The following is a 23,624-nucleotide window of genomic DNA, read 5'->3' on the forward strand; positions in this document are numbered from 1 at the left end:
TTTGAATAGCTCTTTAAAATAAATCTAGAATTAACGTTGACGTATTGTCTTGTTTTGTTCAGTTTTCAAGGTTCAATGTGTTCGCACTTCGTTTGAAGCGACTTTTATAATATACCATTTAAATCTATTATCGTCAAGGTATTTTTATTATTTTAGAAAAGTTATTTTCTTGATAATTATGTAATGCCTTTCGGACAACAAATAATAGTATACACACTATTAAACAAGTTTGCAAGAGGTAAATGTTAAAAAGTTGCAGGTCACTTTATTGACCTGCAACTTTTTTCGTTCGGAAGCTAAATCGGAGAGATCTTAAATAAAAACCTCTGTAATATAGATGTCCTTTTGCTGAGATAAATCTACTATTTCATCTGTCTTTAGTTTAACGATCGGACTGGTGAAGGCGTTCGGTTTGGTATATATGACTTCTCCAAATTCTCCGGTGGATAACTTAACCCGGTTACCTGTTCTTAAGTCCCCCATTAATTGAAGGAGTCCTTCCACTACTTTTATATCAAATTTACCAAACAAGTCTTTGCTGATCATATCCAATACTTTGAAGATCGGCTGTTTGCTTCTGTACATTCTTTCTGATGTCATGGCATGAAACATGTCGGAAATCCCGACAATCTGTGAATAGAGGTGGATACGTTCGCTCTTTTCGGATGCAGGATATCCTGTTCCATCAAAACGTTCATGATGTTGAAAGATCGCAAGCTTCGTTTCCGATTTTAATAGTGGAGTGTCTTTGACCATCTTATACCCATTTGCCGTGTGCAGCTTTACTTCTTTAAATTCACTTTCTGTCAGTGGCTGTTCCTTGAATAATATGTGGGGGCTCACCTTGGCCATCCCACAGTCAGCCAGTGCCCCAGCTAATGCCAGTTGATTGATTTGTCCAGACTGTAAACCGATTTTCTTTCCTATTAAAGAACTGATGATACTGACTGAGACCGCATGATGATAGAGATAATCTTTCTTCGTTGAATAGTGGTGAAGGGAATAGATATATATATGGTTTTGTTCCACCTGTTGAATAACGGGGAGTATGAGTTCTCTCACTCTTGCCACGTTAACGGCCGTACCCGACTGCCAATTCACGAATTCCTTCTTGTATTCCTTTACTGTTGTTAAATAAAGGTCTACAAACCCTGTTGTCTCCTGAGAATCTGTCTCCTCCTGATTGGCTTTATCAGAAGAGAGCGGTGACTTGAATGGATTCCCGTCGGCTTTTGTTTTCTCTATGTATAACTCGTTGATATGGAATGCTTGAAGGATATTCAAATGTTCTTCTTCAAGCACTGTATTCTTCGGAATGATCGGGTTTACTGCCATTCCCATGATATCTTCTGCTACGATGCAGCCTAATTGTATTTCCCCGCGATGGACCTTCAACTATACACACCTCACGTTTGTTCTTTTAGTTTATTTTACCAAATTCGGTGAGGTATAGTTGTTATTTTCAAAAAATAAATAGGTCTCCTATAAAAAATAAGCTATTTCCAGAATGGACACCCATTACTGAAAATAGCTTACTCTATTATTTATTCTTCTGTATCTTCAATGGCCTCATCAGAAGCTGGTTGTTCTTCCAAGTCTTCCTGTTCCATTCCTTCAACAGATTCGACAGGCGCTTCCGTTTCTTCTTCATCTTCTTTTTCAACTTTGGCGACGGTTGAAACAAATTCACTTTCTTGAAGACGGATCAGCTTGACCCCTTGAGTGTTACGTCCCGTTGTGGAAATGTCATTTACGTCCATACGGATGAGGACACCATGGGCGGTGATGATCATTAAGTCCTCTTCGCCTGTGACGGCTTTGACAGAGACGAGTTCTCCATTGCGCTCAGTCACATTACATGTCTTCAATCCTTTACCACCACGGGTTTGGACTCTATATTCACTGGCTGGAGTACGTTTTCCGTAACCATTTACCGTGACAACCAAGACATCACTCTTGTCTTCAAGGATTTCCATACCGACAACGATATCATCCTCGCTGAGGTTGATCCCTTTTACTCCAGTGGCTGTTCTTCCCATGGAACGGACGTCTGTTTCAGGGAAACGGATCAACATACCCTGCTTCGTTCCGATGATCATATCTTTTTTGCCATCGGTCAGTTTGACGGAAATCAGTTCGTCATTTTCCCTAAGGTTGATGGCGATCAGCCCGTTCGTACGGATATTGGCGAAATCGGAGACCGGTGTCCGTTTGGATATCCCTTGCTTCGTCGTAAAGAATAAATACCAATCGTCCACAAATTCTTCGACCCGGATCATGGCGTTGATCCACTCATCTTTTTCCACTCCAAGCAGGTTGATGATCGGAAGTCCTTTCGCAGTACGACTGAACTCTGGAATTTCATATCCTTTTGCACGATATGCTTTCCCTTTGTTCGTAAAGAAGAGGATTGTATCATGTGTAGAAGTTGTCAATAGATGTTCAACGAAATCCTCATCATTGGTACCCATACCCTGAATCCCTCTTCCGCCACGTTTTTGACTGCGGTAGGTAGAAACCGGGAGACGCTTGATGTAACCGTTATGGGTGAGGGAAACGACGATATTCTCTCTAGGAATCAAGTCTTCGTCCTCGATGTTCTCGATTCCACCCGCTATAATTTCAGATCTTCTTTCATCATTGAAGCGTTCTTTGATTTCGATCAGTTCTTCACGGATGATTTCGAGAACTTTTTCATCATCTGCTAAGATCGCTTTCAATTCTGCAATCTGCTTCACTAATTCCTGATACTCATCTTCAATTTTTTCACGTTCCAAACCGGTTAGACGTTGAAGTCGCATATCCAGGATCGCTTGTGCCTGTTTATCTGATAATGAGAAATTCTCCATCAAACCTTGTTTCGCAAGCTCTGTTGTTTGTGAGCCGCGGATAAGGGCAATGATTTCATCAATATGATCCAGGGCAATCCTCAGACCTTCTAAGATATGAGCCCTTGCTTCTGCTTTACGCAATTCAAATTCCGTTCTTCGGCGAATGACTACACGTTGGTGCTGAAGATAGTGATAGAGACATTCTTTCAAGTTCAATACCTTCGGCTGGCCGTCTACAAGTGCCAGAAGATTGATCCCGAAGCTTGTTTGAAGGGCTGTTTGTTTATATAAATTATTTAGCAGTACGTTAGCATTGGCATCTTTTCTTACTTCAATGACGATGCGCATACCATTACGATCCGATTCATCACGGAGATCGGTGATACCATCAATCTTCTTATCCCTGACCAGATCCGCGATCTTCTCAATGAGTCTCGCTTTGTTCACCTGATATGGGATTTGATGGACGATGATCGTTTCTTTTCCATTGCTCTTTGTTTCGATTTCCACGCGGGCACGCATGGTGATGGAACCTTTACCCGTTTCGTAAGCGCGACGGATCCCGCTTCTTCCTACAATCAGACCGGCAGTAGGGAAATCAGGTCCGTAGATGAATTCCATCAGCTCTTGAATCGTAATATCAGGATCTTTACTTAATGCAAGGATTCCATCGATGACCTCTCCAAGATTATGGGGAGGGATATTCGTTGCCATCCCTACGGCGATTCCTGAAGAACCGTTTACTAAAAGGTTAGGGAAACGGGCAGGCAATACTTCCGGCTCCCGCTCAGTGCCATCATAGTTATCTTTATAATCAATTGTGTCTTTATTAATATCACGAATGAGTTCCATAGAGATCTTGGACATACGTGCTTCTGTATAACGCATGGCCGCTGCAGCGTCACCGTCCACAGAACCGAAGTTACCGTGACCGTCAACCAGCATATAGCGATAGTTGAAATCCTGTGCCATACGAACCATGGTGTCATAAACGGCAGAGTCACCATGAGGGTGATACTTACCGATTACTTCACCGACGATACGGGCTGATTTCTTGTATGCTTTGTCAGACGTCATGCCGAGGTCATTCATCGCATATAAAATACGGCGATGGACGGGCTTCAGGCCATCACGTGCATCTGGTAAGGCACGTGAAACGATGACACTCATCGCATAATCCAGGAAAGACGAGCGCATTTCACTACTTATATTAATCTCTTTAACATTCGATCTTGGTGTTTCTGCCATAGTAAAAGGGACCTCCTTTTAAAGAAAGATTTATACCTTTCTCACTCTTTACCTTGTCCGCTATGTAAAAGACAGGATAGCACGTGATCTATCCTGTACTATTTAATAAAAATGTTTTCGTTAAATATCCAGATTCTTAACGTACGCAGCGTTTTCTTCAATGAAGTTACGTCTCGGCTCTACTTTGTCACCCATCAGGATATCAAAGGTTTCATCGGCTTCGATCGCATCTTGGAGACTTACCTGCAGCAGGGTCCTTGTTTCCGGATCCATTGTTGTTTCCCAAAGCTGCTCTGGATTCATCTCTCCAAGACCTTTGTAACGCTGGATTCCAGGTTTAGGCGTCGGGGAAATTTCTGCAAGTATGCGATCCAGTTCCTTATCATTGTAGGCGTACTCGATCTTCTTCCCTTGTTGTATTTTGTACAAAGGAGGTTGAGCGATGTAGATATAGCCTGCTTCAATGATATTTCTCATGTAACGATAGAAGAACGTTAATAATAGCGTACGAATATGAGCGCCATCAACGTCGGCATCGGTCATGATCACGATTTTATGGTATCTTGCTTTAGCCAGATTGAAGTCTTCACCAATCCCTGTCCCGAGAGCTGTAATAATCGCACGGACCTCGTTATTAGAAAGGATCTTATCAAGACGTGCCTTTTCTACGTTGATGATTTTACCACGCAAAGGCAGGATGGCCTGGAAATGACGATCCCGGCCCTGTTTGGCCGATCCACCGGCTGAGTCACCCTCAACCACATAGATTTCACTGATGCTTGGATCTTTGGATGAACAGTCAGCCAGTTTACCAGGTAAGCTCGAGATTTCCAGGGCACTCTTACGGCGGGTAAGCTCCCTTGCTTTTTTCGCAGCCAGTCGGGCACGGGCAGCCATCAGGCCTTTTTCCACGACTTTTCGTGCGACAACCGGGTTTTCAAGTAAGAATGTTTCCAGATGCTCTGAGAAAAGGGAATCTGTGATCGTCCTTGCTTCTGAGTTCCCAAGTTTTGTTTTCGTCTGACCTTCGAACTGAGGGTCAGGATGTTTGATCGAGATGATGGCTGTCAATCCTTCACGGACATCTTCCCCTGAAAGATTCGCATCATTCTCCCTGAATACATTATTTTTACGGGCATAATCATTGATGACCCTGGTCAACGCCGTTTTAAATCCAGACTCATGGGTTCCACCTTCATGCGTATGGATGTTATTGGCGAATGAGTAAAGATTGCTTGCGAAACCGTCATTGTATTGAAGGGCAATTTCAATGGTGATATCATCCTTCTCACCCTCGATGTAGATCGGTTCTTCATGGATGACTTCTTTCGAACGGTTAAGGTGCTCAACGTAGGACTTGATTCCACCTTCATAATGGTAGTCCCTTCTTTTCCCTTCGCCGCGCTTATCTTCAATGCTGATTTGGATCCCTCTGTTTAAGAACGCCAATTCACGAATACGGTTTGCTAGTGTGTCATAATCGTATTCCGTCGTCTCAGAAAAGATTTCAGGATCTGGTGTGAAGTGAATGATTGTTCCGGTCTTATCCGTTTCTCCTACCACTTTAAGGTCGAAGCTCGGAACACCTTTTTCGAATTTCTGGTAGTAGATGTTCCCATCACGATGGACATGTACCTCAAGTTCCGTGGAAAGGGCATTAACAACCGATGCCCCTACTCCGTGCAGACCTCCGGATACTTTATATCCTCCGCCGCCGAACTTACCGCCGGCATGAAGGACCGTCATGATGACCTCTACGGCAGGTCGTCCCATTTTTTCGTGGATACCGACAGGAATACCACGTCCATTATCCGTTACAGTTATACTGTTATCCTCTTCAATGATGACTTCTATTTCGCTGCAGTGTCCGGCTAATGCTTCATCAATACTGTTATCAACGATTTCCCACACCAAGTGATGCAGACCTCTGCTGCTTGTTGATCCAATATACATACCCGGTCTTTTCCGAACGGCCTCTAAACCTTCTAAAACCTGAATCTGATTTTCATCATAGGAGCCGCCTTGCGCTTGATTTTGCTCTATAGCCATACTGATTCACCTACACTTTCTAACCTTCAGGGCTTTATATTTCTATAATAAATTCTCATAGTTTGAGTATTTCTTTGATCGCTTCTTCAACGTACTTGATGCCAGTGGTGAAAGATACAACTTGCCTGTTGTGATAACAAGAGATTTATATGAACCCTTTGCGAGATTGCAAAGGTTTTTATCTTTCGTTTTTAGGAAATGTTGAATTTCCTCTGAAAATTGAACGGTGTCTCGATCAATAATGGCGATGATTTCATCTGTACGTACCATGACATCTTCTCCAACATGTATGTACAAGGTAACACCTCATTTCAATCTTTTCATGGATCCGGCTTCTACTTCGAACGTAGTGGCCTCGTTTAAGGTTTGATGATCAATTCCGTCCACGTTGGTCGTGGTCACGAAGGTTTGAACTTTCCCCTGGATGGTATTTAATAAGTGAGATTGACGATAATCATCGAGTTCAGATAAAACATCATCCAGAAGTAAAATCGGATACTCTTTGATTTCAGAGTGGATCAGTTCGATTTCTGCAAGTTTTACTGAGAGGGCCGTTGTCCGTTGCTGCCCCTGTGACCCGAATGTTTGAACATCCCGTCCATTCACAATAAATTGAAGATCATCCCGATGCGGTCCTACCAGGGTCACACCCCGATCAATTTCCCGTTCACGGATACCATCAAATTTCTGCTCATATATATCTACCATTTTTGACCATTCTTGATTATCTGATACATTCAAAGACGGTTTATATACGATTTCCAACGTTTCTAAGTTTCTTGAAATCCCTGAATGGATCGGTTTCGCCCAACTTTCCAACAATTGAACGAACTCAAATCGTTTCTTCGTAATTTTCACCGCCATCTCGATGAACTGTTCCGTCAAGACATCAAGCATCGTCTGGTCTTTTTGTTTTCGCGTTTGCAACTGTTTTAAGTAATGGTTCCGTTGCTGTAATATTTTCTGATAAAGGCTGATATCATGTAAATAAACAGGAGAAACCTGACCGATTTCCATATCGATAAAACGGCGCCTGACTTGAGGGCTCCCTTTTACCAAATGAAGATCTTCAGGTGCAAACATGACCACATTCATATTCCCGACATATTGACTCAATTTAGATTGTTCAAGGTGATTACTCTTCGCCTTTTTCCCCTTTTTGGACAGGATCAGCTCCAAAGGTAATCCACCGTTATATTTCTGAATCCTACCTTTTATTTTAGCATATTCCTGGTCCCAACGGATTAAATCTTTATCATTTGAGGTCCGGTGGGATTTAGCCATTGCCAGGACGTAGATAGACTCCATGATATTCGTCTTCCCCTGGGCATTTTCTCCAAGGATGACGTTCACCTTATTTTCGAAACTCACGTCGATCGACTCGTAATTACGGTAGTTTCTTAATTCTAATTGTTCAATGTACATGGACATAACACCCTTTATTATTCTCCAGCAACCACAAAGACCCCTACTTCAGGAATTTCAACTTTGTCACCCACCGTAAGTTTTCTCCCTCTTCTTTGGTCTTGTTCCCCGTTTATGTATACTTCATATTCACTTAAGAACCATTTCGCCATCCCACCGGACTGAATCACTTCAGCAAGCTTCAGGAATTGACCCAATGTGATGATTTCTGTTTCTATGGTGATCTCTTTCGCCACTAAAATCACTACTTTCCGTATAAAGTCTCTAATATCTTATTTTACTCTAAATGGAGTTAAGTCACAACTAACGAAAAATGGAGAAGGATCTGTAGTTGATTTCCGCTGCAGGTGCCCGCTTTCTGCGGAGCTAATAAAAAAACCAACACCTGATCTTTTTCTAAGGTGTTGGCTCATTTGTCTTTTAGTACGTCCTTACTGGAAGGATCAATTGAAGAATGGAATCGTCATGAAGGGGCTTCAATACGAACGGCCTCATCGCTCCGGTGAAGTTTACATGGATTTCGGTTCCTTCAATGGCTTTTAACGCGTCCATCATATATTTCGCGCTGAAGGAGATTTTCAGTTCTTCCCCTTCAATCGATTGGCTTTCCACCTGCTCGATGACCTTCCCGATTTCAGGCGTGTTCGATGAAATTTCAATGATTCCGCCATCAAGCGTCGAAAGTTTCACCACGTTATTCCGTCCTTCTCTCGCCAGTAGCGATGCACGATCGATCGCTTGTAAAAATTCTTTTGTATTAAGGGTCAGTTCTGTTTTCGTATCAGATGGAATCAATCGGCTGGTATCCGGGTAGTTCCCTTCTAATAATCTTGAGAAAAATAATAAATGTTTTGCCTTGAACAGGACCTGGTTTTCCGTAATGACGATTTCAACGGGTTCATCCGTATCATCAAGGATCTTGTTCAGCTCATTTAAGCTCTTCCCGGGTATCACAATATTGTAAGAAGCATCATGATTGGTTTCAATCGGTGCTTTCCTCATCGCAAGTCTGTGACTATCTGTTGCAATACAGCTCAACTCCCCGTCTTCGATCTGACAGTTTACACCTGTCAAGATGGGGCGTGTTTCTGAGGTGGACACTGCGAATACGGTTTGTCTAATCATTGTTTTAAGAAGATCCGTGGAAACTTTAATTCCGTTTCCTTCTTCAATTTGGGGAAGATGCGGATACTCTTCAGGATCCAGACCATTTAAATTGAATTCTGCCTGTCCTGAACGGATGACCGTTTGGAAATGACTTTGAACTTCGATCTCAACCGTGTCTTTTGGTAATTTCTTTACGATCTCACTAAAGAATTTCGCCTGGAGAACAATGCCTCCTGTTTCCATGATACCAACGATCTCAGTACCCTCTTCCTCACTTGGGATGAAAGATTCAATCGAGATATCGGAATCACTGCCTGTCAAAGTGACTCCATCTTCAGTGGCAATGATTTTGATCCCTGTCAGTATGGGAATCGTCGTTCTTGATGTGACAGCTTTCATGACGTCCTGGACGCTCTGGACAAGATGGTCCCTTTGAATAACAAATTTCATGATTTATTCCTCCAATTTGCACATAATTTTATGGACTGAATCATATACTAATAATTTATTTAAAAAATAGTAATAGAAGTAGTAGGGCCTGTTGATATGTGGATAAGTGTGTGAATCGAACGTAAACACAGCCTATCCACATGTGGACAGACTGTGTGCTAGTTAGTCGGAGTTATTCACATTATCCAGTTTGGTTGTGTGTAGAATCAGGCCTTTAATGTTTCACGAATTTCCTTCAATTGCTGCTGAAGAAGTGCATCCGTTCCTAGTAATGTACTGATTTTCTCATGAGCATGAATGACAGTCGTGTGATCACGTCCGCCAAACTCTTCCCCGATCTTCGGAAGGGAGGAATCCGTCATTTCCCTGGATAGATACATGGCGATTTGTCTAGGGAATGCGATGGACTTTGTTCGTTTCTTCGCTTTAAAGTCCTCAAGCTTCACATTGAAGTGCTCACCAACGACACGTTGAATTTCCTGGATGGTGATCGCCCTTGGCTTCGAGCTCGGGATGATATCTTTCAACGCTTCGGCTGCAAGGTCTGCATTGATGTCTTTATTTATAAGAGAAGAGTACGCGACGACACGGATCAATGCGCCCTCTAACTCACGAATATTGGAATCGATTTGATTAGCTATATAAAGCATGGCTTCATTTGGTATATCCAGTCCTTCAGCCTTTGCTTTCTTTCGTAAAATCGCAATTCTCGTCTCGAGATCCGGTGGTGTGATATCTGTGATAAGCCCCCATTCGAAGCGGGAACGAAGTCTATCTTCAAGTGTCGGAATTTCTTTCGGTGGCCGATCACTGGAAATGACAATTTGCTTGCTTTCTTCATGTAAGGTATTAAAAGTATGGAAAAATTCCTCTTGTGTCTGTTCTTTACCAGCTAAAAATTGAATATCATCAATTAATAAAACATCAACATTACGGTATTTATTGCGGAAATCGACTGCTTTATTATCCCTGATGGAGTTAATGAATTCGTTTGTGAATTTTTCGGATGATAGGTAAACCACTTTTGCAGCGGGATTATGTTCGAGTACATAATGGCCGATGGCATGCATCAAGTGAGTTTTTCCAAGGCCGACTCCCCCATAAATAAACAAGGGATTATAGGCTTTGGCAGGTGCTTCAGCTACAGCCAATGAAGCGGCATGGGCGAACCGGTTGCCCGAACCGATAACAAACGTGTCGAAAGTGTATTTTGCGTTCAGCATATTTTGATTGATATCCTGCTGATCATCATCTTTCATCGACTTTGGCGGTATTTGAATATCAAACTCTTCCGGCTCCTGGTTTTGAGGAATGATAAATTTCACGACTAGTTCTTCGCCTGTAATATCATACAAAACCCCTGAGATTAGCTGAGAGTAACGGCCTTCAAGCCAATCTCGTGCAAATTCATTTGGAGCTGTAATCACAAGGGTGTCCCCTTGAATGGAATGGGCCTTAGTTGATTTCAACCAAGTATCAAAGCTTGGTTTACTGATCTTTTTTTCAATATTTTCTAAGGCCTTGCTCCAAAGATCCCCGATATTCTCCAATCCTGATCCCTCCTTTTCTTAGTTTGTATAACATCTGTACAATCATTACGCATGATACATTCCTTAAACTCACGCTATTTTATAAAAATACAATTCGTTGAATGTGGAAAAATATATAATAAGGAAGGAAAATGGTTTTTCGACATTATCCACCACTTGTGGACAACGTTTTACAAACCCTCTGTATAAGTTACCCACATGATATCCACACTTTGTGGATAAGTTATTTCCTTGAACACAGTTATCAAGAGTGAAAACACAATAATCATATCAAAATATCCTTAGAGGTGCAATGCTTTTTATATTTTATCCACAACCCCCCACACCTTGTGGAATGAAATTGTCCACAACCCAAGAACTTGTGAAAAAGTTGTCAATATGTGTTGTGGATAATTTAAAACCATGTCGAATCCTATCCACAGGCACCTTGGATAGAAAAATCGGATAGGATTTGTAGAAGGATAAAAAGGGATAATTAATTTGAGGTGCTTTCGGAGGAACTTCACGATCATACGAAATCTTGTAAACAAAAAGTTACGTAGTTTATTAAGAAGATCTTTCATTGAAGGTATGTAATTAGATCAGGAAAAGTTATAAGGGATAAATAAAGACTGATTAATAAAGTACAAAGGCGATTTTATTTTTAGATGGTTGCAAAAACTAATACAGTTGATTGAAGCGGAAGTTGCTCGACTCCTGCGGGAAACGCGGGAAAGTTGAGACCCCACAGGGCGAAGCCCGAGGAGGCTCAACTCACGCCCCGCGGAAAGCGAGCAACTGGAGCGGAAATCAACCAGCACTCGCTAATTTAAAGAATAATGGGTTAGCAAACGAACACATTAAAAGAAAAATAATCTGAGTGTTGACTTTTTATGGGTACCGTCTTTATAATAGTGAGGAATGTCTTTAACTTTTTAAAGATATCCTTCAGGGAGGTGTCATAGATGAAAAGAACGTTTCAACCAAATAACCGCAAAAGAAAAAAGAATCACGGTTTCCGTGCACGCATGAGCTCTAAAAACGGACGCAATGTTTTAGCTCGCCGTCGCAGCAAAGGAAGAAAAGTATTATCTGCCTAGACCACTGAACTGACTCAGTGGTCTTTTTTTTCCTTTCTATTATGAGAAAAGACGATTTGGCTCGTTCGTATTTTGGTTTACAGGAAAAAGTACTTATAAATTCATATGAATGAGCCAATAATGTCAAGGTTAGATCAAGACAAAAATGAAAATTAGGTGTGGTCCATGCGGAAAGAGCAAAGAGTAAAGAAAAATAAAGAGTTCCAGGAAATATTCAAAAAAGGAACATCCTTCGCGAATCGTCAATTCGTCTTGTATCTATTAAAGAAGGAAGAGCCTCAGCCTTTTCGAATCGGAATTTCCGTTAGTAAAAAAATCGGGAATGCTGTTTGCCGTAATCAAATCAAGCGTTATGTAAGGCAGGCTTTCTTAGAATTACAAGAAGAGGTTCACGATCAGTACGACTATCTTATCATCGCCAGAAAACCGGCGGCCGAAATGAATTTCCATGAGGTGAAGGGGAGTCTCACCCATGTATTAAAAAGAGGAAAAGTATTGAAAAGGTCTTCTTATGGCAAATATGAGAGGAAGAAGTCATAACATTTTGAGAGAATGACAGGTTTCGTCATCACAAGCCTCAAAAAAGATGTTACAATACGAGGGATTGTACTTTTTTAGTACGGAATGATGGTACTTGTTTACATTTTATTTGAAAGATATTAGTTGGGAGGAAAATAAGGGTGAAAAAGAGAATTATAGCCCTGGTGGGAATCATTGGGCTAATGGCTATTCTATCAGGTTGTACAGATTACAATAAGCCGATCACATCTGATAGTAGTGGAATATGGAATGAATACATTGTCTATCCTTTATCACAATTAATTACAATGGTTGCGGAGTTCATGGGTGGTTCTTATGGATTGGCGATCGTGATTGTTACATTGCTTATTCGTACGGCAATTCTGCCATTGATGATCAAGCAAACGAGAAATTCAAAAGCCATGCAGACATTACAACCTGAAATGAAAAAACTGCGTGAAAAATATAGCTCGAAAGATGCACAAACTCAGCAAAAGCTTCAACAGGAAACGATGGCTTTATTCCAAAGTCACGGGGTGAATCCGTTAGCGGGTTGTTTCCCATTGATCGTTCAAATGCCGATTTTGATCGGTTTCTACCATGCGATCGTCAGAACGCAGGAAATTAAAGCGCATAACTTCTTATGGTTCGATCTCGGGAATCCGGATCCGTACTATATTCTACCTTTAGTAGCAGGTTTAACCACGTTCATCCAACAAAAATTAATGATGGCGGGTACAGCGAATCAAAATCCGCAGATGGCGATGATGCTTTATATCATGCCGGTCATGATCATCATTTTCGCGATTAACTTCCCTGCAGCACTATCCCTTTACTGGGTAGTCGGAAATCTATTCATGATTGCTCAGACATACTTTGTTAAAGGACCTGAAATCAAAGAAGCGCAAGCAGCTAAAGCTGGTGGGAATTCGGGAGGAAAGAAAAAGTGAGAGAAGTAGAAGCGACTGGTCAAACGGTGGAAGAAGCCATTGAATCAGCCTTGTCTCAACTGAATATCACCAAAGAAGAAGCAGAGATCGACGTCATTGATCAAGGTAAAAAAGGTTTATTCGGATTGTTCGGCGGTAGGCCGGCAGCCGTCAAAGTGAAGAAAGCGGTTGATCCGGTAGAGGAAGCGAAGGATTTCCTCCTATCCGTTGCACGTGAAATGGGCGTGGAAGCAACCATAGAAGTGAAAAGGGATGGAAGAGATGTAGAGTTCAACATTTCCGGTGAAAAAATGGCTCTATTGATTGGAAAAAGAGGACAAACGTTGAATGCTCTTCAACATTTGTCACAATTGGTCGCCAATCGGGTATCCGGTCAGTTCATCACGATTCTGTTGGATGCCGAAAACTATCGGGAAAGACGGAAACAGACGCTGACAACGCTTGCGGAACGTTTGGCAGACAAGGCACTGCGCACCAATCGCTCTGTTTCACTGGAACCGATGCCCTCTTATGAACGAAAAGTGATCCACAGCGCTTTAGTGGATTCCAAAAGGGTCGATACCCATTCAGAGGGAAGAGAACCTAATCGATACATTGTCATTGCACCAAAATAATGAAAGACGATTCCTTTCGGGGGATCGTTTTTTTTTATTGCTTCGCCGTGTTGAATCTTATTTTCATCCCGGTTTATTGTTATTCACATGTGGATAAGTTAAAATAATAGAGATGAGATGTTATCTTTGTGGATAACATTATTTGGTGACGAACAAAGGGTTTCCTTTCTTTAGTATTAAAACGGATTGTGATATTCTATTAATTTGGGGAAACGTTACTTTCTACAATATTTCATATAGATAGATCAGCTATAAGAGAGGTGAACATAATGGAATTCGATACAATTGCAGCGATATCCACGCCGATGGGAGAGGGAGCGATCGCCATCGTCCGTTTGAGCGGTGACCACGCATTCGATATCGGTGATAAAGTCTTTAAGGGAATGAAAGGGAGTTCCATGAAGGAATTTGCCTCCCATACCATTCATTATGGACATATCGTTGATCCCGACACCGATCAAGTGGTGGAAGAGGTCATGGTTTCTGTGATGAGAGGTCCGAAGACATTTACCCGGGAAGACATCATCGAGATCAACTGTCACGGAGGACTTGTGTCGGTGAATAAAGTTCTGCAGCTGGTCTTGAAAAACGGTGCGAGACTTGCAGAACCCGGTGAATTCACGAAGCGGGCTTTCCTGAATGGCCGAATCGATCTTTCTCAGGCTGAAGCAGTGATGGATCTTATTCGGGCTAAAACCGACCGGGCTATGAATGTAGCCCTCAATCAAATGGAAGGCCGTCTGTCCAATTTAATCAGGAAGCTCCGTCAGGAAATTCTTGAAACACTTGCCCATGTCGAAGTGAATATCGATTATCCGGAGTATGATGATGTAGAAGAGATGACGCATAACGTCCTTCTGGAAAAATCCAAGCACGTCCGGGATGAAATCGACCGGCTGGTTCGCACATCCGAGCAAGGGAAGATTTTAAGGGAAGGTCTTTCTACGGTGATTATCGGACGGCCCAATGTAGGGAAGTCCTCCCTCTTAAACAGTCTTGTTCACGAAAATAAAGCCATCGTGACGGATATCCCCGGGACAACACGTGATGTGATCGAGGAATATGTCAATGTAAGGGGTGTACCGCTCCGTCTTGTCGATACGGCGGGGATTCGTGAGACCGAAGATATCGTGGAACGGATTGGCGTGGAACGCTCGAGACAGGTGTTGAAGGAAGCCGATTTAATTTTACTCGTGCTTAATTATGCAGATGAATTAACCTTTGAGGATGAACAGTTATTTGAAGCGGTGAAAGGAATGGACGTCATTGTCATCGTGAACAAAACCGATCTGCCTCAGAAGATTGATATAGATAAGGTAAGAAAACTTTCCGCACATCATCAGTTGGTGACAACGGCATTACTGGAGGAACAGGGAATCGATGAACTGGAAGAAGCCATTTCATCCTTATTCTTTGCGGGATCCATCGAAGCGGGGGATATGACATATGTATCCAACAGCCGTCATATCGCTTTGCTCAACCAGGCATCCCTTGCGATCAATGAAGCGATCGACAGCGTGGAAATGGGGACACCGATTGATATTGCGCAGATCGATCTGACGAGAACGTGGGAGCTATTAGGTGAAATCATCGGGGACAGCGTTCATGAAAGCCTGATTGATCAGCTGTTTTCTCAGTTCTGCTTAGGAAAATAAACACTATTATAATGAGGATGGGACTTATCCGTCCTACAAGGAGGAAATAATAAACCATGCAATATGACGCAGGGCAATATGATGTCATTGTCATTGGTGCTGGCCATGCCGGGGTAGAAGCGGGACTTGCTTCTGCACGTATGGGAGCAAAAACGTTAATGGTCACCATTAATCTTGATATGGTCGCCTTTATGCCGTGTAATCCATCGGTCGGTGGACCGGCCAAAGGGATCGTTGTAAGGGAAATTGATGCTCTCGGTGGAGAGATGGGACGCAATATAGATAAAACGCATATACAAATGAGGATGTTGAATACAGGAAAAGGTCCTGCTGTACGTGCATTACGGGCACAGGCAGATAAATTCCTTTATCAACATGAAATGAAACGGACAATCGAAAACGAACCGAACATGACCTTGATGCAGGGAATGGTTGAGGAATTGATCATTGAAGATGATGAATGTAAAGGTGTCGTCACGATGACAGGTGCTGCTTACCGTGCCAAAACGGTTGTCATCACGACAGGTACCTTCCTTCGTGGAGAAATCATATTGGGAGACCTGAAATATTCAAGCGGTCCCAATAACCAACAGCCTTCCATCAGACTATCTGATCATTTGCATGAGCTTGGCTTCGATACGGTACGGTTTAAAACCGGGACACCGCCGAGGGTCAATAGCTCGACGATCGATTATTCGAAAACGGAAATTCAGCCAGGTGACGATGTTCCACGTGCATTCAGCTATGAAACGACAAAATACATCACAGATCAACTTCCATGCTGGCTGACGTATACAAATGAACTGACTCATCAATTAATCGACGACAATCTTCATCGTTCGCCAATGTATTCAGGTATGATCAAAGGAACCGGACCTCGTTACTGTCCTTCCATTGAAGATAAGGTCGTACGCTTTCACGACAAGCCGCGTCATCAGATCTTCCTTGAGCCGGAAGGAAGAAACACTCAGGAAGTGTACGTGCAAGGATTATCGACAAGCCTGCCTGAAGATGTGCAGCAAAAAATCCTGCAGACCATTCCGGGTCTTGAGAAAGTCCAAATGATGCGTGCCGGTTATGCAATCGAGTATGATTCCATCGTACCGACGCAATTATGGCCGACCCTTGAAACGAAAAAAATTAAAAACCTGTATACCGCAGGGCAAATCAATGGAACATCCGGCTATGAAGAAGCGGCTGGTCAAGGATTGATGGCCGGAATCAATGCTGCGTGCCGTGCCCTTGATAAAGACGAGGTGATCTTAAGCCGATCAGACGCTTACATCGGGGTACTGATCGATGACCTTGTGACAAAAGGGACGAACGAACCGTATCGTCTTCTGACTTCCCGCGCGGAATACCGCTTGTTGCTCCGTCATGACAATGCCGATCTTCGCTTAACGGATATCGGTCATAAGATCGGATTGATCTCAGATGATCGTTTTGAACGATTCACGGCGAAGAAAGAAGCGATATCAGCAGAGAAAAAGCGACTTGAAACCGTCCGCATCAAGCCGACTGAAGAAACGCAAAGGGTTATCCGTGAAGCAGGCGGAAGCGAGTTGAAAGACGGTATACTGGCTGCTGATCTCCTGAAGCGCCCTGAAATGACTTACAGCCATATTAAGACACTCGTCCCAAGCGATATCGAGCTTGATCCCGACGTAGAGGAGCAAGTTGAAATCCAGGTGAAATATGAAGGTTATATTGAAAAATCCCTTCAACAGGTCGATAAAATGAAGAAGATGGAAAATAAACGAATTCCTGAGAATATTGATTACGGTGCGATCAGCGGGTTAGCTTCTGAAGCAAGACAGAAATTAATCGAGGTCCAGCCTCTTTCTCTTGCACAGGCATCCCGCATTTCAGGCGTGAATCCCGCAGACATCTCCATTTTAATGGTTTATATCGAGCAGGGGAAAATCGCCAAAGTATCCGGTGTTCAATAGAGGTAAAGGAAGGAAAATTTCATGAACGTAAATGAATTTATATCAATGCTTGAGGAGAAGGGGATTTCCCTTTCTTCCAGGCAATTAGATCAGTTTGAACGCTACTATGAATTGCTTGTTGAATGGAATGAAAAAATGAATTTGACGGCAATCACGAACAAGGAAGATGTTTATTTAAAGCATTTTTACGATTCAATCAGTGCAGCATTTTATGTTGACTTCACGGAAGTTCAATCTCTGTGTGATGTGGGTGCCGGTGCCGGTTTTCCAAGTATTCCGCTTAAAATATGCTTCCCCCATCTACATATCTCGATTGTTGATTCCTTGAACAAGCGCATCACTTTTTTAAATCATTTGTCGGATGAACTTGGACTTGAAAATACCCATTTTTATCATGATCGTGCAGAGACATTTGGAAAAAACAAGGCTCACCGTGAAAAATATGATATGGTTACAGCAAGAGCCGTAGCCAGAATGTCCGTTTTAAGCGAATTATGCCTGCCGCTTGTGAAAAAAGGTGGAGCATTTGTCGCCATGAAGGCTTCGAATGTGAATGAAGAGCTGTCCAATGCAAAGAAAGCCATCGGAACGCTTGGTGGACAAACGGATAAAATGTATTCCTTCGTTCTTCCTGAAGAGGAAAGTGAGCGGAATATCGTGAAGATTAATAAAGTGAAAGAAACGCCTAATAAATATCCCAGAAAACCCGGGACACCGAATAAATTACCGTTAGAATAGTATGGTCACTCTCCTGCCTTAATCAGTCATGGTATAATCGGCATATGCAGAAGGCAGGAATTTGACATATTTTAGAGAATATTAATCAAGGGAGTTTCTTAAAGGTGGTGTAGGAAGATGAAGCATCCTTTCTCTCGTTTTTTTGGCCTAGGTGAAAAGGAGCAAGATGTTGAATCTGAAGAGTCAATTGTAGTGGAAGAAGATCGTGATGAAGTGAGGAAGATACAGGTCTCACAAATCATCCCGAATCGTTTTCAACCAAGGACTGTGTTTAATGATGAAAAGATAGAAGAGTTATCCAGAACGATTCATACTCATGGCATCATCCAACCGATCGTGGTGAGACAATACGATGATGAACAGTTTGAAATCATTGCGGGTGAACGGCGATACAGAGCTGTTCAAAAGCTTGGCTGGGAAACCGTACCTGCGATTGTGAAGAATCTTAATGATACAGAAACAGCTTCTGTCGCATTAATTGAGAACTTACAAAGAGAAGAGCTCTCTCCTATAGAGGAAGCAATCGCATATGGAAAACTGTTGGAATTACATGATCTAACTCAAGAAGCCCTTGCTCAACGCTTAGGAAAAGGACAATCAACCGTGGCGAACAAGCTTCGTCTCCTAAAGCTTCCAGAAGAAATTCAATCAGCTCTGCTAGATAAACAAATCACTGAACGTCACGCCAGGGCTTTGATTCCTCTGAAGAATTCTGAAAAGCAGATCCAGCTCCTTCAAGAAATCATTGAAAAGAGCTTGAATGTCAAACAGACCGAAGACCGGGTTGTGAAAATGCAAGAAGGAACGACTCAAAAGCCGAAGCCTAAACGGAAGGCATTCAGCAAGGATATGAGAATTGCTGTGAATACGATCCGACAATCGCTGTCCATGGTATCCGATAGCGGGATCAATCTCGACTCAGAAGAAGAAGAGCACGAGGAATTCTATCAATTCACCATTCGTATTCCAAAAAAAAAATAGATTCCTAGTCTAAAAGTGAGAAACATATCCGATCCGTTTCTCACTTTTTTTATTGCGAAACGAAGATAGATGTAACAAGGATCAACATTCCTTCCTATTTGTGGAAACGGGTTTCTTTTTAAAAAATTGACAGACAATTATCCCGGGATTTTGATAGAATAAAAGAATACTGTGAAAAAATGAAATCAATTTTAGGAAGTCAAAAGGTAGGTGACAACCTTGGGCAGAATCGTAGCCGTTACAAACCAAAAGGGTGGAGTGGGAAAGACCACGACATCCGTCAACTTGGGGGCTTGTTTAGCTTATATAGGGAAAAAGGTTTTACTCGTAGATATCGATCCTCAGGGAAACGCCACTAGTGGTGTCGGTGTTGAAAAAGGCGATGTACAACAGTGTATCTATGATGTGTTGGTGGATGATGTAGACGTTAAAGACACGATTAAACAATCAAAAGTGGAGAACTTATCGATTGTCCCTGCAACGATATCACTTGCCGGAGCAGAAATTGAATTGGTTCCGACCATCTCCCGTGAAGTCCGTTTAAAGAAAGCGCTGGAGAAGGTAAAAGGCGAATTCGATTATATCATTATCGATTGTCCTCCTTCATTGGGTCTATTGACGATCAATGCGTTAACGGCTTCAGATGCTGTCGTCATACCGGTCCAGTGTGAATATTATGCCCTCGAGGGATTAAGTCAGCTGTTAAGTACGGTCCGTTTAGTACAGAAGCATCTGAATCATGATCTTATGATTGATGGTGTATTGTTAACGATGCTTGACGCCAGGACCAATCTTGGAATCCAGGTCATCGAAGAAGTGAAAAAATACTTTCAAGACAAAGTGTATCGCACAATTATCCCACGTAATGTTCGTTTAAGTGAAGCACCCAGTCATGGTGAACCGATTATCATCTATGATCCGAAATCCAGGGGAGCAGAAGTTTATTTAGAACTGGCAAAGGAAGTGGTGGCGAATGGCTAAAGGTTTAGGAAAGGGCATCAATGCTCTCTTTACCAATATGCAAACAACGCAAAATGAAGAGTCTGTCCAGGAAGTGAGTCTGAAAGAAATAAGGCCGAACCCTTATCAGCCACGAAAGATCTTTGAGCCGCAGGCAATCGAAGAATTGAAAGAATCGATCCTGGAACACGGGATCCTTCAACCGATCATTGTCCGCAAGTCCATTAAGGGATATGAGATTGTAGTCGGTGAACGCCGTTATCGGGCAGCGACAGCGGCTAAGTTAGCGACAGTTCCCGTTGTAGTGCGTGAATTGAATGATCAACAAATGATGGAACTCGCGGTGTTGGAAAACCTTCAACGTGAGGACCTGACGCCGATCGAGGAAGGCGCAGCCTATCAAATGCTGATGGATAAATTGAATCTTACACAGGAAGAACTGGCGAAACGATTAGGGAAGAGCAGACCCCATATCGCGAACCATATTCGCTTACTCTCCCTCCCTTCACCCGTTCAGGAACTTATTTCTGAAGGTAACCTGTCGATGGGACATGGTCGTGCCCTTCTAGGATTGAAAGATAAAAAGAAGCTGTCCATGATCGTCAATCGGATTCTTAAAGAAACATTAAACGTCCGTCAATTAGAAAAAATCATTCAAGAAGCCAATGACAATGTTCCACGTGAAACAAAAAAGACCGAGAGAAAAGATGTCTTCATCCAGGAACAGGAGTCGCTCTTGCGGGAGCGCTTCGGTACAACCGTAACGATTACACAATCGAAGAAAAAAGGGAAAATCGAACTGGAATTCTTTTCAAAGGAAGACCTGGATCGGATTTTGGAATTATTGCAGTAACATCATTGTAAAAAGGGACTGACTTAAGTGGTATATCTCATGCCATTTAAGCCAGTCCTCTTCCATATGGTACATATACTATTCTTTGGGAAATAATCATAAGGGGAAACGTCATGGTACTTTTAGGAACGCTAGTAAATGGAGTATGTATTATCATCGGGACGCTTCTCGGGAAGATCCTGCACCGCATACCAGAAGATATGAAGGGAACGGTCATGAAAGCGATCGGACTCGCCGTTATCGTTCTTGGCTTACAGATGGGATTGAAAAGCGAGAATTTTCTCATCGTGATCATCAGCCTTGCCCTTGGTGCGGCCTGGGGAGAGTGGATGAATCTCGAGGACAGGCTGAATGCCCTTGGGAACTGGTTGGAAACAAAGATCGGCAGCAAAAATGAAACGTCCATATCTCAAGGCTTTGTCACTGCGACCCTGATTTTTGTCATTGGGGCCATGGCCGTTATCGGTGCGCTGGATAGCGGGATCAGAGGAGATCATGATGTTCTTTTGACCAAGTCGATCATTGATGGGTTTACTTCATTAATCCTAACGACGACCCTCGGGATCGGTGTTATGTTCTCAGCCATTCCAGTCGTCCTTTATCAGGGGATCATCGCCCTATTCGCCACGCAAATCCATCAATGGGTCCCACAGGAGCTCATGGACGCGTATATTGTCGAAATGACGTCAACAGGAGGCATCATGATTTTTGCGATTGGTCTCAACCTCCTGGGTGTAACGAAAATAAGAGTCGCCAATTTACTTCCAGGAATCATCGTGGTGGCCATGGTGGTCGGAATCATCCACGCCTATCATACGTATTTGTAATCAAAAAGGGAGATGGCGGAACACACCATCTCCCTTCTTTATTGCTGCATTTCTTCCCGCCATTTTTCAATGCTGACGGCATTTCTCCGTTCCACAGAATGACCTGCCAGCACAATCGCTTCGGCAATCGTCTTCGCCATTTTCATCACAAGATTCAAACGAGTATTCTGTAGGACAAAAAACTCCATAAACCCACTGACATTTACAATACCGGTCAAATGAATTTCCCCGACCTCAGGCAACTCTTTATTTACTCCGGCTCCTGGTCGTAAGGGACCTTCACTCAACTGAATGGCACCAACACTCTTTAATCGTCCGAGACACGCATCCACACCTATGATAAAGGGATTGATATGTTTCGAAGAGATCTCCTTGAGCTTCTCTTCCAGATTGACAGCATGGATCGGGTCATCCAATGTTCCATAGACATGGAATGGTTTGATATCCTGTTCCTCTATTAATGTACCGACCAAAGGTCCCAGTGAATCCCCTGTAGAGCGGTCGGTGCCGATACAGACAAACACAATGGGTCTTGTACGATAATAAGTGGGAAGCATTGATGACAAATGAACTGAAAGCTCCTGCGCTGCACCCTCTTCCTGATGAAGGACTCTAAAAGGTTCAGGTCTTCGTTCAAATAATCCTTTTTTCAGATTCATCGCTTCCACTCCTTTGGATGAGTTTAAGAGGTGACTTTGCGCCCGCCGTCCCCTTAAATCCCAGTCAGAATTTTAAGTACTATCAGTATACGGACGAATTCTATTTTTCATACATAAGCTGGCCCGATTTTTCATAAAATAAAAATTTTCCTGCAAACAATCTATTATGAGGTTATATCTACACAAGGAGAGGGAAAGTTGATAAAATAAGGAATACTTCTTATTGAATGATAAGTGGAGGTTCGGTATATGAGTGCGAATGATACAAAAGCTAAGCTAGATGACACTATTGATAAAACTGCTGAGAAACTGATAGATAATGAAATGTGGATGTCCCTGGGTACAGGTGTTTTGAAGATTGTTGCGATTATGGTCATTACCTATATTGCACTCAGGTTGGGAAGATCGGCCATACGAAACGTATTCAAAGTACGTTCCCGCTCCCCTCTTAAGTTCACTGAACGTAGGGAAGCCACCTTATCCAAGCTATTAGAGAACGTCTTGACTTATGTGATCTATTTCATCAGTTTGATGACCATTTTATCGACGCTTGATATCGATGTGAAAGGACTCATCGCCGGTGCCGGGATCGTCGGTCTTGCCGTAGGTTTCGGGGCGCAGAATCTGGTTCGTGATATCATAACCGGTTTCTTCATTATCTTCGAGGATCAATTTTCCGTTGGCGATTATGTGCGCATCGGCTCCGCAGAGGGAACCGTTGAAGAAATCGGTCTCAGGACTACCAAAATCAAAAGCTGGACCGGGGAATTGCATATCTTCCCCAATGGGAATATTACGGAAGTAACGAACTTCTCCATCCATAACAGTATTGCCGTTGTGGATGTCAGTATTGCCTATGAAGAAAACATAGAAGAAGCCGAGAAAGTGATGCAGGAACTTCTCCTCTCTTTACCACAAAAGTACGAAGATCTTGTGAATCCCCCAGAACTGTTAGGGGTTCAAACCCTTGGCGCTTCAGATGTCGTCATCCGGATCGTTGCAGAAACGGTTCCAATGAGGCACTGGTATATGGCTAGGATGATCAGGAAAGAAGTGAAACTTTGCCTGGATGCACATGGTATTGAAATTCCATTCCCTCGTATGGTGATGTATTCACGAAAAGATGAAGAAGAGCTTCACCACCGTGAAGAGAAACAAAGAAGACTTGAAAGCGAATGAG

The 23,624-nt window shown here is 42.7% G+C and carries 21 protein-coding genes; 12 read left to right on the plus strand and 9 right to left on the minus strand.

The features are described 5' to 3' along the window. Window positions 1–312 precede the first annotated feature (312 nt). The 8 genes from NQ095_RS22025 to dnaA all read right to left on the minus strand — a co-directional run bounded on the left by NQ095_RS22025 (window position 313) and on the right by dnaA (window position 10,660). Window positions 313–1,395, minus strand: a complete 1,083-nt coding sequence (locus NQ095_RS22025; protein ID WP_258265487.1) for an HD-GYP domain-containing protein — start codon at window positions 1,393–1,395, stop codon at window positions 313–315. A 149-nt stretch (window positions 1,396–1,544) separates the two neighbouring features. Further along, window positions 1,545–4,079 carry a DNA gyrase subunit A gene (gene gyrA / locus NQ095_RS22030; protein ID WP_258265488.1) on the minus strand — a complete coding sequence of 845 codons (2,535 nt, stop codon included), beginning with the start codon at window positions 4,077–4,079 and terminating at the stop codon, window positions 1,545–1,547. Window positions 4,080–4,199: 120 nt separating this feature from the next. Continuing rightward, on the minus strand, window positions 4,200–6,128 hold the full coding sequence (gyrB, locus tag NQ095_RS22035) for a DNA topoisomerase (ATP-hydrolyzing) subunit B (protein ID WP_258265489.1): 1,929 nt from the start codon (window positions 6,126–6,128) through the stop codon (window positions 4,200–4,202). A 42-nt stretch (window positions 6,129–6,170) separates the two neighbouring features. Next, window positions 6,171–6,425, minus strand: a complete 255-nt coding sequence (gene remB, locus NQ095_RS22040) for an extracellular matrix regulator RemB (protein WP_258265490.1) — start codon at window positions 6,423–6,425, stop codon at window positions 6,171–6,173. 9 nt (window positions 6,426–6,434) lie between these two features. Further along, window positions 6,435–7,553, minus strand: coding sequence for a DNA replication/repair protein RecF (gene recF, locus NQ095_RS22045; protein WP_258265491.1), 1,119 nt, complete (start codon window positions 7,551–7,553; stop codon window positions 6,435–6,437). Window positions 7,554–7,570: 17 nt separating this feature from the next. After that, a complete protein-coding gene (yaaA, locus tag NQ095_RS22050) occupies window positions 7,571–7,789 on the minus strand; it encodes a S4 domain-containing protein YaaA (protein WP_034764734.1) in 219 nt (72 codons plus the stop codon). 184 nt (window positions 7,790–7,973) lie between these two features. Beyond that, window positions 7,974–9,110 carry a DNA polymerase III subunit beta gene (dnaN, locus tag NQ095_RS22055; protein ID WP_258265492.1) on the minus strand — a complete coding sequence of 379 codons (1,137 nt, stop codon included), beginning with the start codon at window positions 9,108–9,110 and terminating at the stop codon, window positions 7,974–7,976. Window positions 9,111–9,316: 206 nt separating this feature from the next. After that, a complete protein-coding gene (dnaA, locus tag NQ095_RS22060) occupies window positions 9,317–10,660 on the minus strand; it encodes a chromosomal replication initiator protein DnaA (RefSeq protein WP_061811179.1) in 1,344 nt (447 codons plus the stop codon). 944 nt (window positions 10,661–11,604) lie between these two features. Here dnaA and rpmH point away from each other — a divergent pair. From rpmH to NQ095_RS22115, 11 genes are all read left to right on the plus strand, one after another. Then, window positions 11,605–11,739 carry a 50S ribosomal protein L34 gene (gene rpmH / locus NQ095_RS22065; RefSeq protein WP_034764748.1) on the plus strand — a complete coding sequence of 45 codons (135 nt, stop codon included), beginning with the start codon at window positions 11,605–11,607 and terminating at the stop codon, window positions 11,737–11,739. 165 nt (window positions 11,740–11,904) lie between these two features. Continuing rightward, a complete protein-coding gene (gene rnpA, locus NQ095_RS22070) occupies window positions 11,905–12,279 on the plus strand; it encodes a ribonuclease P protein component (RefSeq protein WP_258265493.1) in 375 nt (124 codons plus the stop codon). A 140-nt stretch (window positions 12,280–12,419) separates the two neighbouring features. Then, on the plus strand, window positions 12,420–13,208 hold the full coding sequence (spoIIIJ, locus tag NQ095_RS22075; protein WP_060674626.1) for a YidC family membrane integrase SpoIIIJ: 789 nt from the start codon (window positions 12,420–12,422) through the stop codon (window positions 13,206–13,208). Further along, window positions 13,205–13,822 (plus strand): RNA-binding cell elongation regulator Jag/EloR, encoded by a 618-nt coding sequence (gene jag / locus NQ095_RS22080; RefSeq protein ID WP_258265494.1) that lies wholly within the window; start codon window positions 13,205–13,207, stop codon window positions 13,820–13,822. The genes spoIIIJ and jag overlap by 4 nt, the downstream gene beginning before the upstream one ends. A 269-nt stretch (window positions 13,823–14,091) precedes the next feature. After that, window positions 14,092–15,477: a tRNA uridine-5-carboxymethylaminomethyl(34) synthesis GTPase MnmE gene (mnmE, locus tag NQ095_RS22085; RefSeq protein WP_258265495.1), complete on the plus strand. Its 1,386-nt coding sequence runs from the start codon at window positions 14,092–14,094 to the stop codon at window positions 15,475–15,477. 56 nt (window positions 15,478–15,533) lie between these two features. Next, window positions 15,534–17,426, plus strand: coding sequence for a tRNA uridine-5-carboxymethylaminomethyl(34) synthesis enzyme MnmG (gene mnmG / locus NQ095_RS22090; RefSeq protein ID WP_258265496.1), 1,893 nt, complete (start codon window positions 15,534–15,536; stop codon window positions 17,424–17,426). 21 nt (window positions 17,427–17,447) lie between these two features. Next, window positions 17,448–18,164, plus strand: coding sequence for a 16S rRNA (guanine(527)-N(7))-methyltransferase RsmG (gene rsmG / locus NQ095_RS22095; RefSeq protein WP_258265497.1), 717 nt, complete (start codon window positions 17,448–17,450; stop codon window positions 18,162–18,164). A 117-nt stretch (window positions 18,165–18,281) separates the two neighbouring features. Further along, the gene (noc, locus tag NQ095_RS22100) at window positions 18,282–19,145 is read left to right on the plus strand and encodes a nucleoid occlusion protein (protein ID WP_258265498.1); all 864 of its coding nucleotides are present in this window, start codon (window positions 18,282–18,284) and stop codon (window positions 19,143–19,145) included. 219 nt (window positions 19,146–19,364) lie between these two features. After that, window positions 19,365–20,126 (plus strand): ParA family protein, encoded by a 762-nt coding sequence (locus NQ095_RS22105; RefSeq protein ID WP_258265499.1) that lies wholly within the window; start codon window positions 19,365–19,367, stop codon window positions 20,124–20,126. Continuing rightward, window positions 20,119–20,958, plus strand: coding sequence for a ParB/RepB/Spo0J family partition protein (locus NQ095_RS22110; protein WP_258265500.1), 840 nt, complete (start codon window positions 20,119–20,121; stop codon window positions 20,956–20,958). The genes NQ095_RS22105 and NQ095_RS22110 overlap by 8 nt, the downstream gene beginning before the upstream one ends. Before the next feature lie 113 nt (window positions 20,959–21,071). Then, a complete protein-coding gene (locus NQ095_RS22115; RefSeq protein ID WP_258265501.1) occupies window positions 21,072–21,785 on the plus strand; it encodes a DUF554 domain-containing protein in 714 nt (237 codons plus the stop codon). Window positions 21,786–21,823: 38 nt separating this feature from the next. Here the strand turns inward: NQ095_RS22115 and yyaC are convergent, their stop codons facing one another. Next, window positions 21,824–22,444, minus strand: a complete 621-nt coding sequence (gene yyaC / locus NQ095_RS22120) for a spore protease YyaC (protein WP_258265502.1) — start codon at window positions 22,442–22,444, stop codon at window positions 21,824–21,826. A 249-nt stretch (window positions 22,445–22,693) separates the two neighbouring features. On the opposite strand from yyaC, the gene NQ095_RS22125 reads away from it, so the two are divergent. Next, window positions 22,694–23,623 carry a mechanosensitive ion channel family protein gene (locus NQ095_RS22125; protein WP_258265503.1) on the plus strand — a complete coding sequence of 310 codons (930 nt, stop codon included), beginning with the start codon at window positions 22,694–22,696 and terminating at the stop codon, window positions 23,621–23,623. Window position 23,624: the final 1 nt, after the last annotated feature.

This window comes from Rossellomorea sp. SC111, from assembly GCF_024733565.1.
Lineage (GTDB): Bacteria > Bacillota > Bacilli > Bacillales > Bacillaceae_B > Rossellomorea.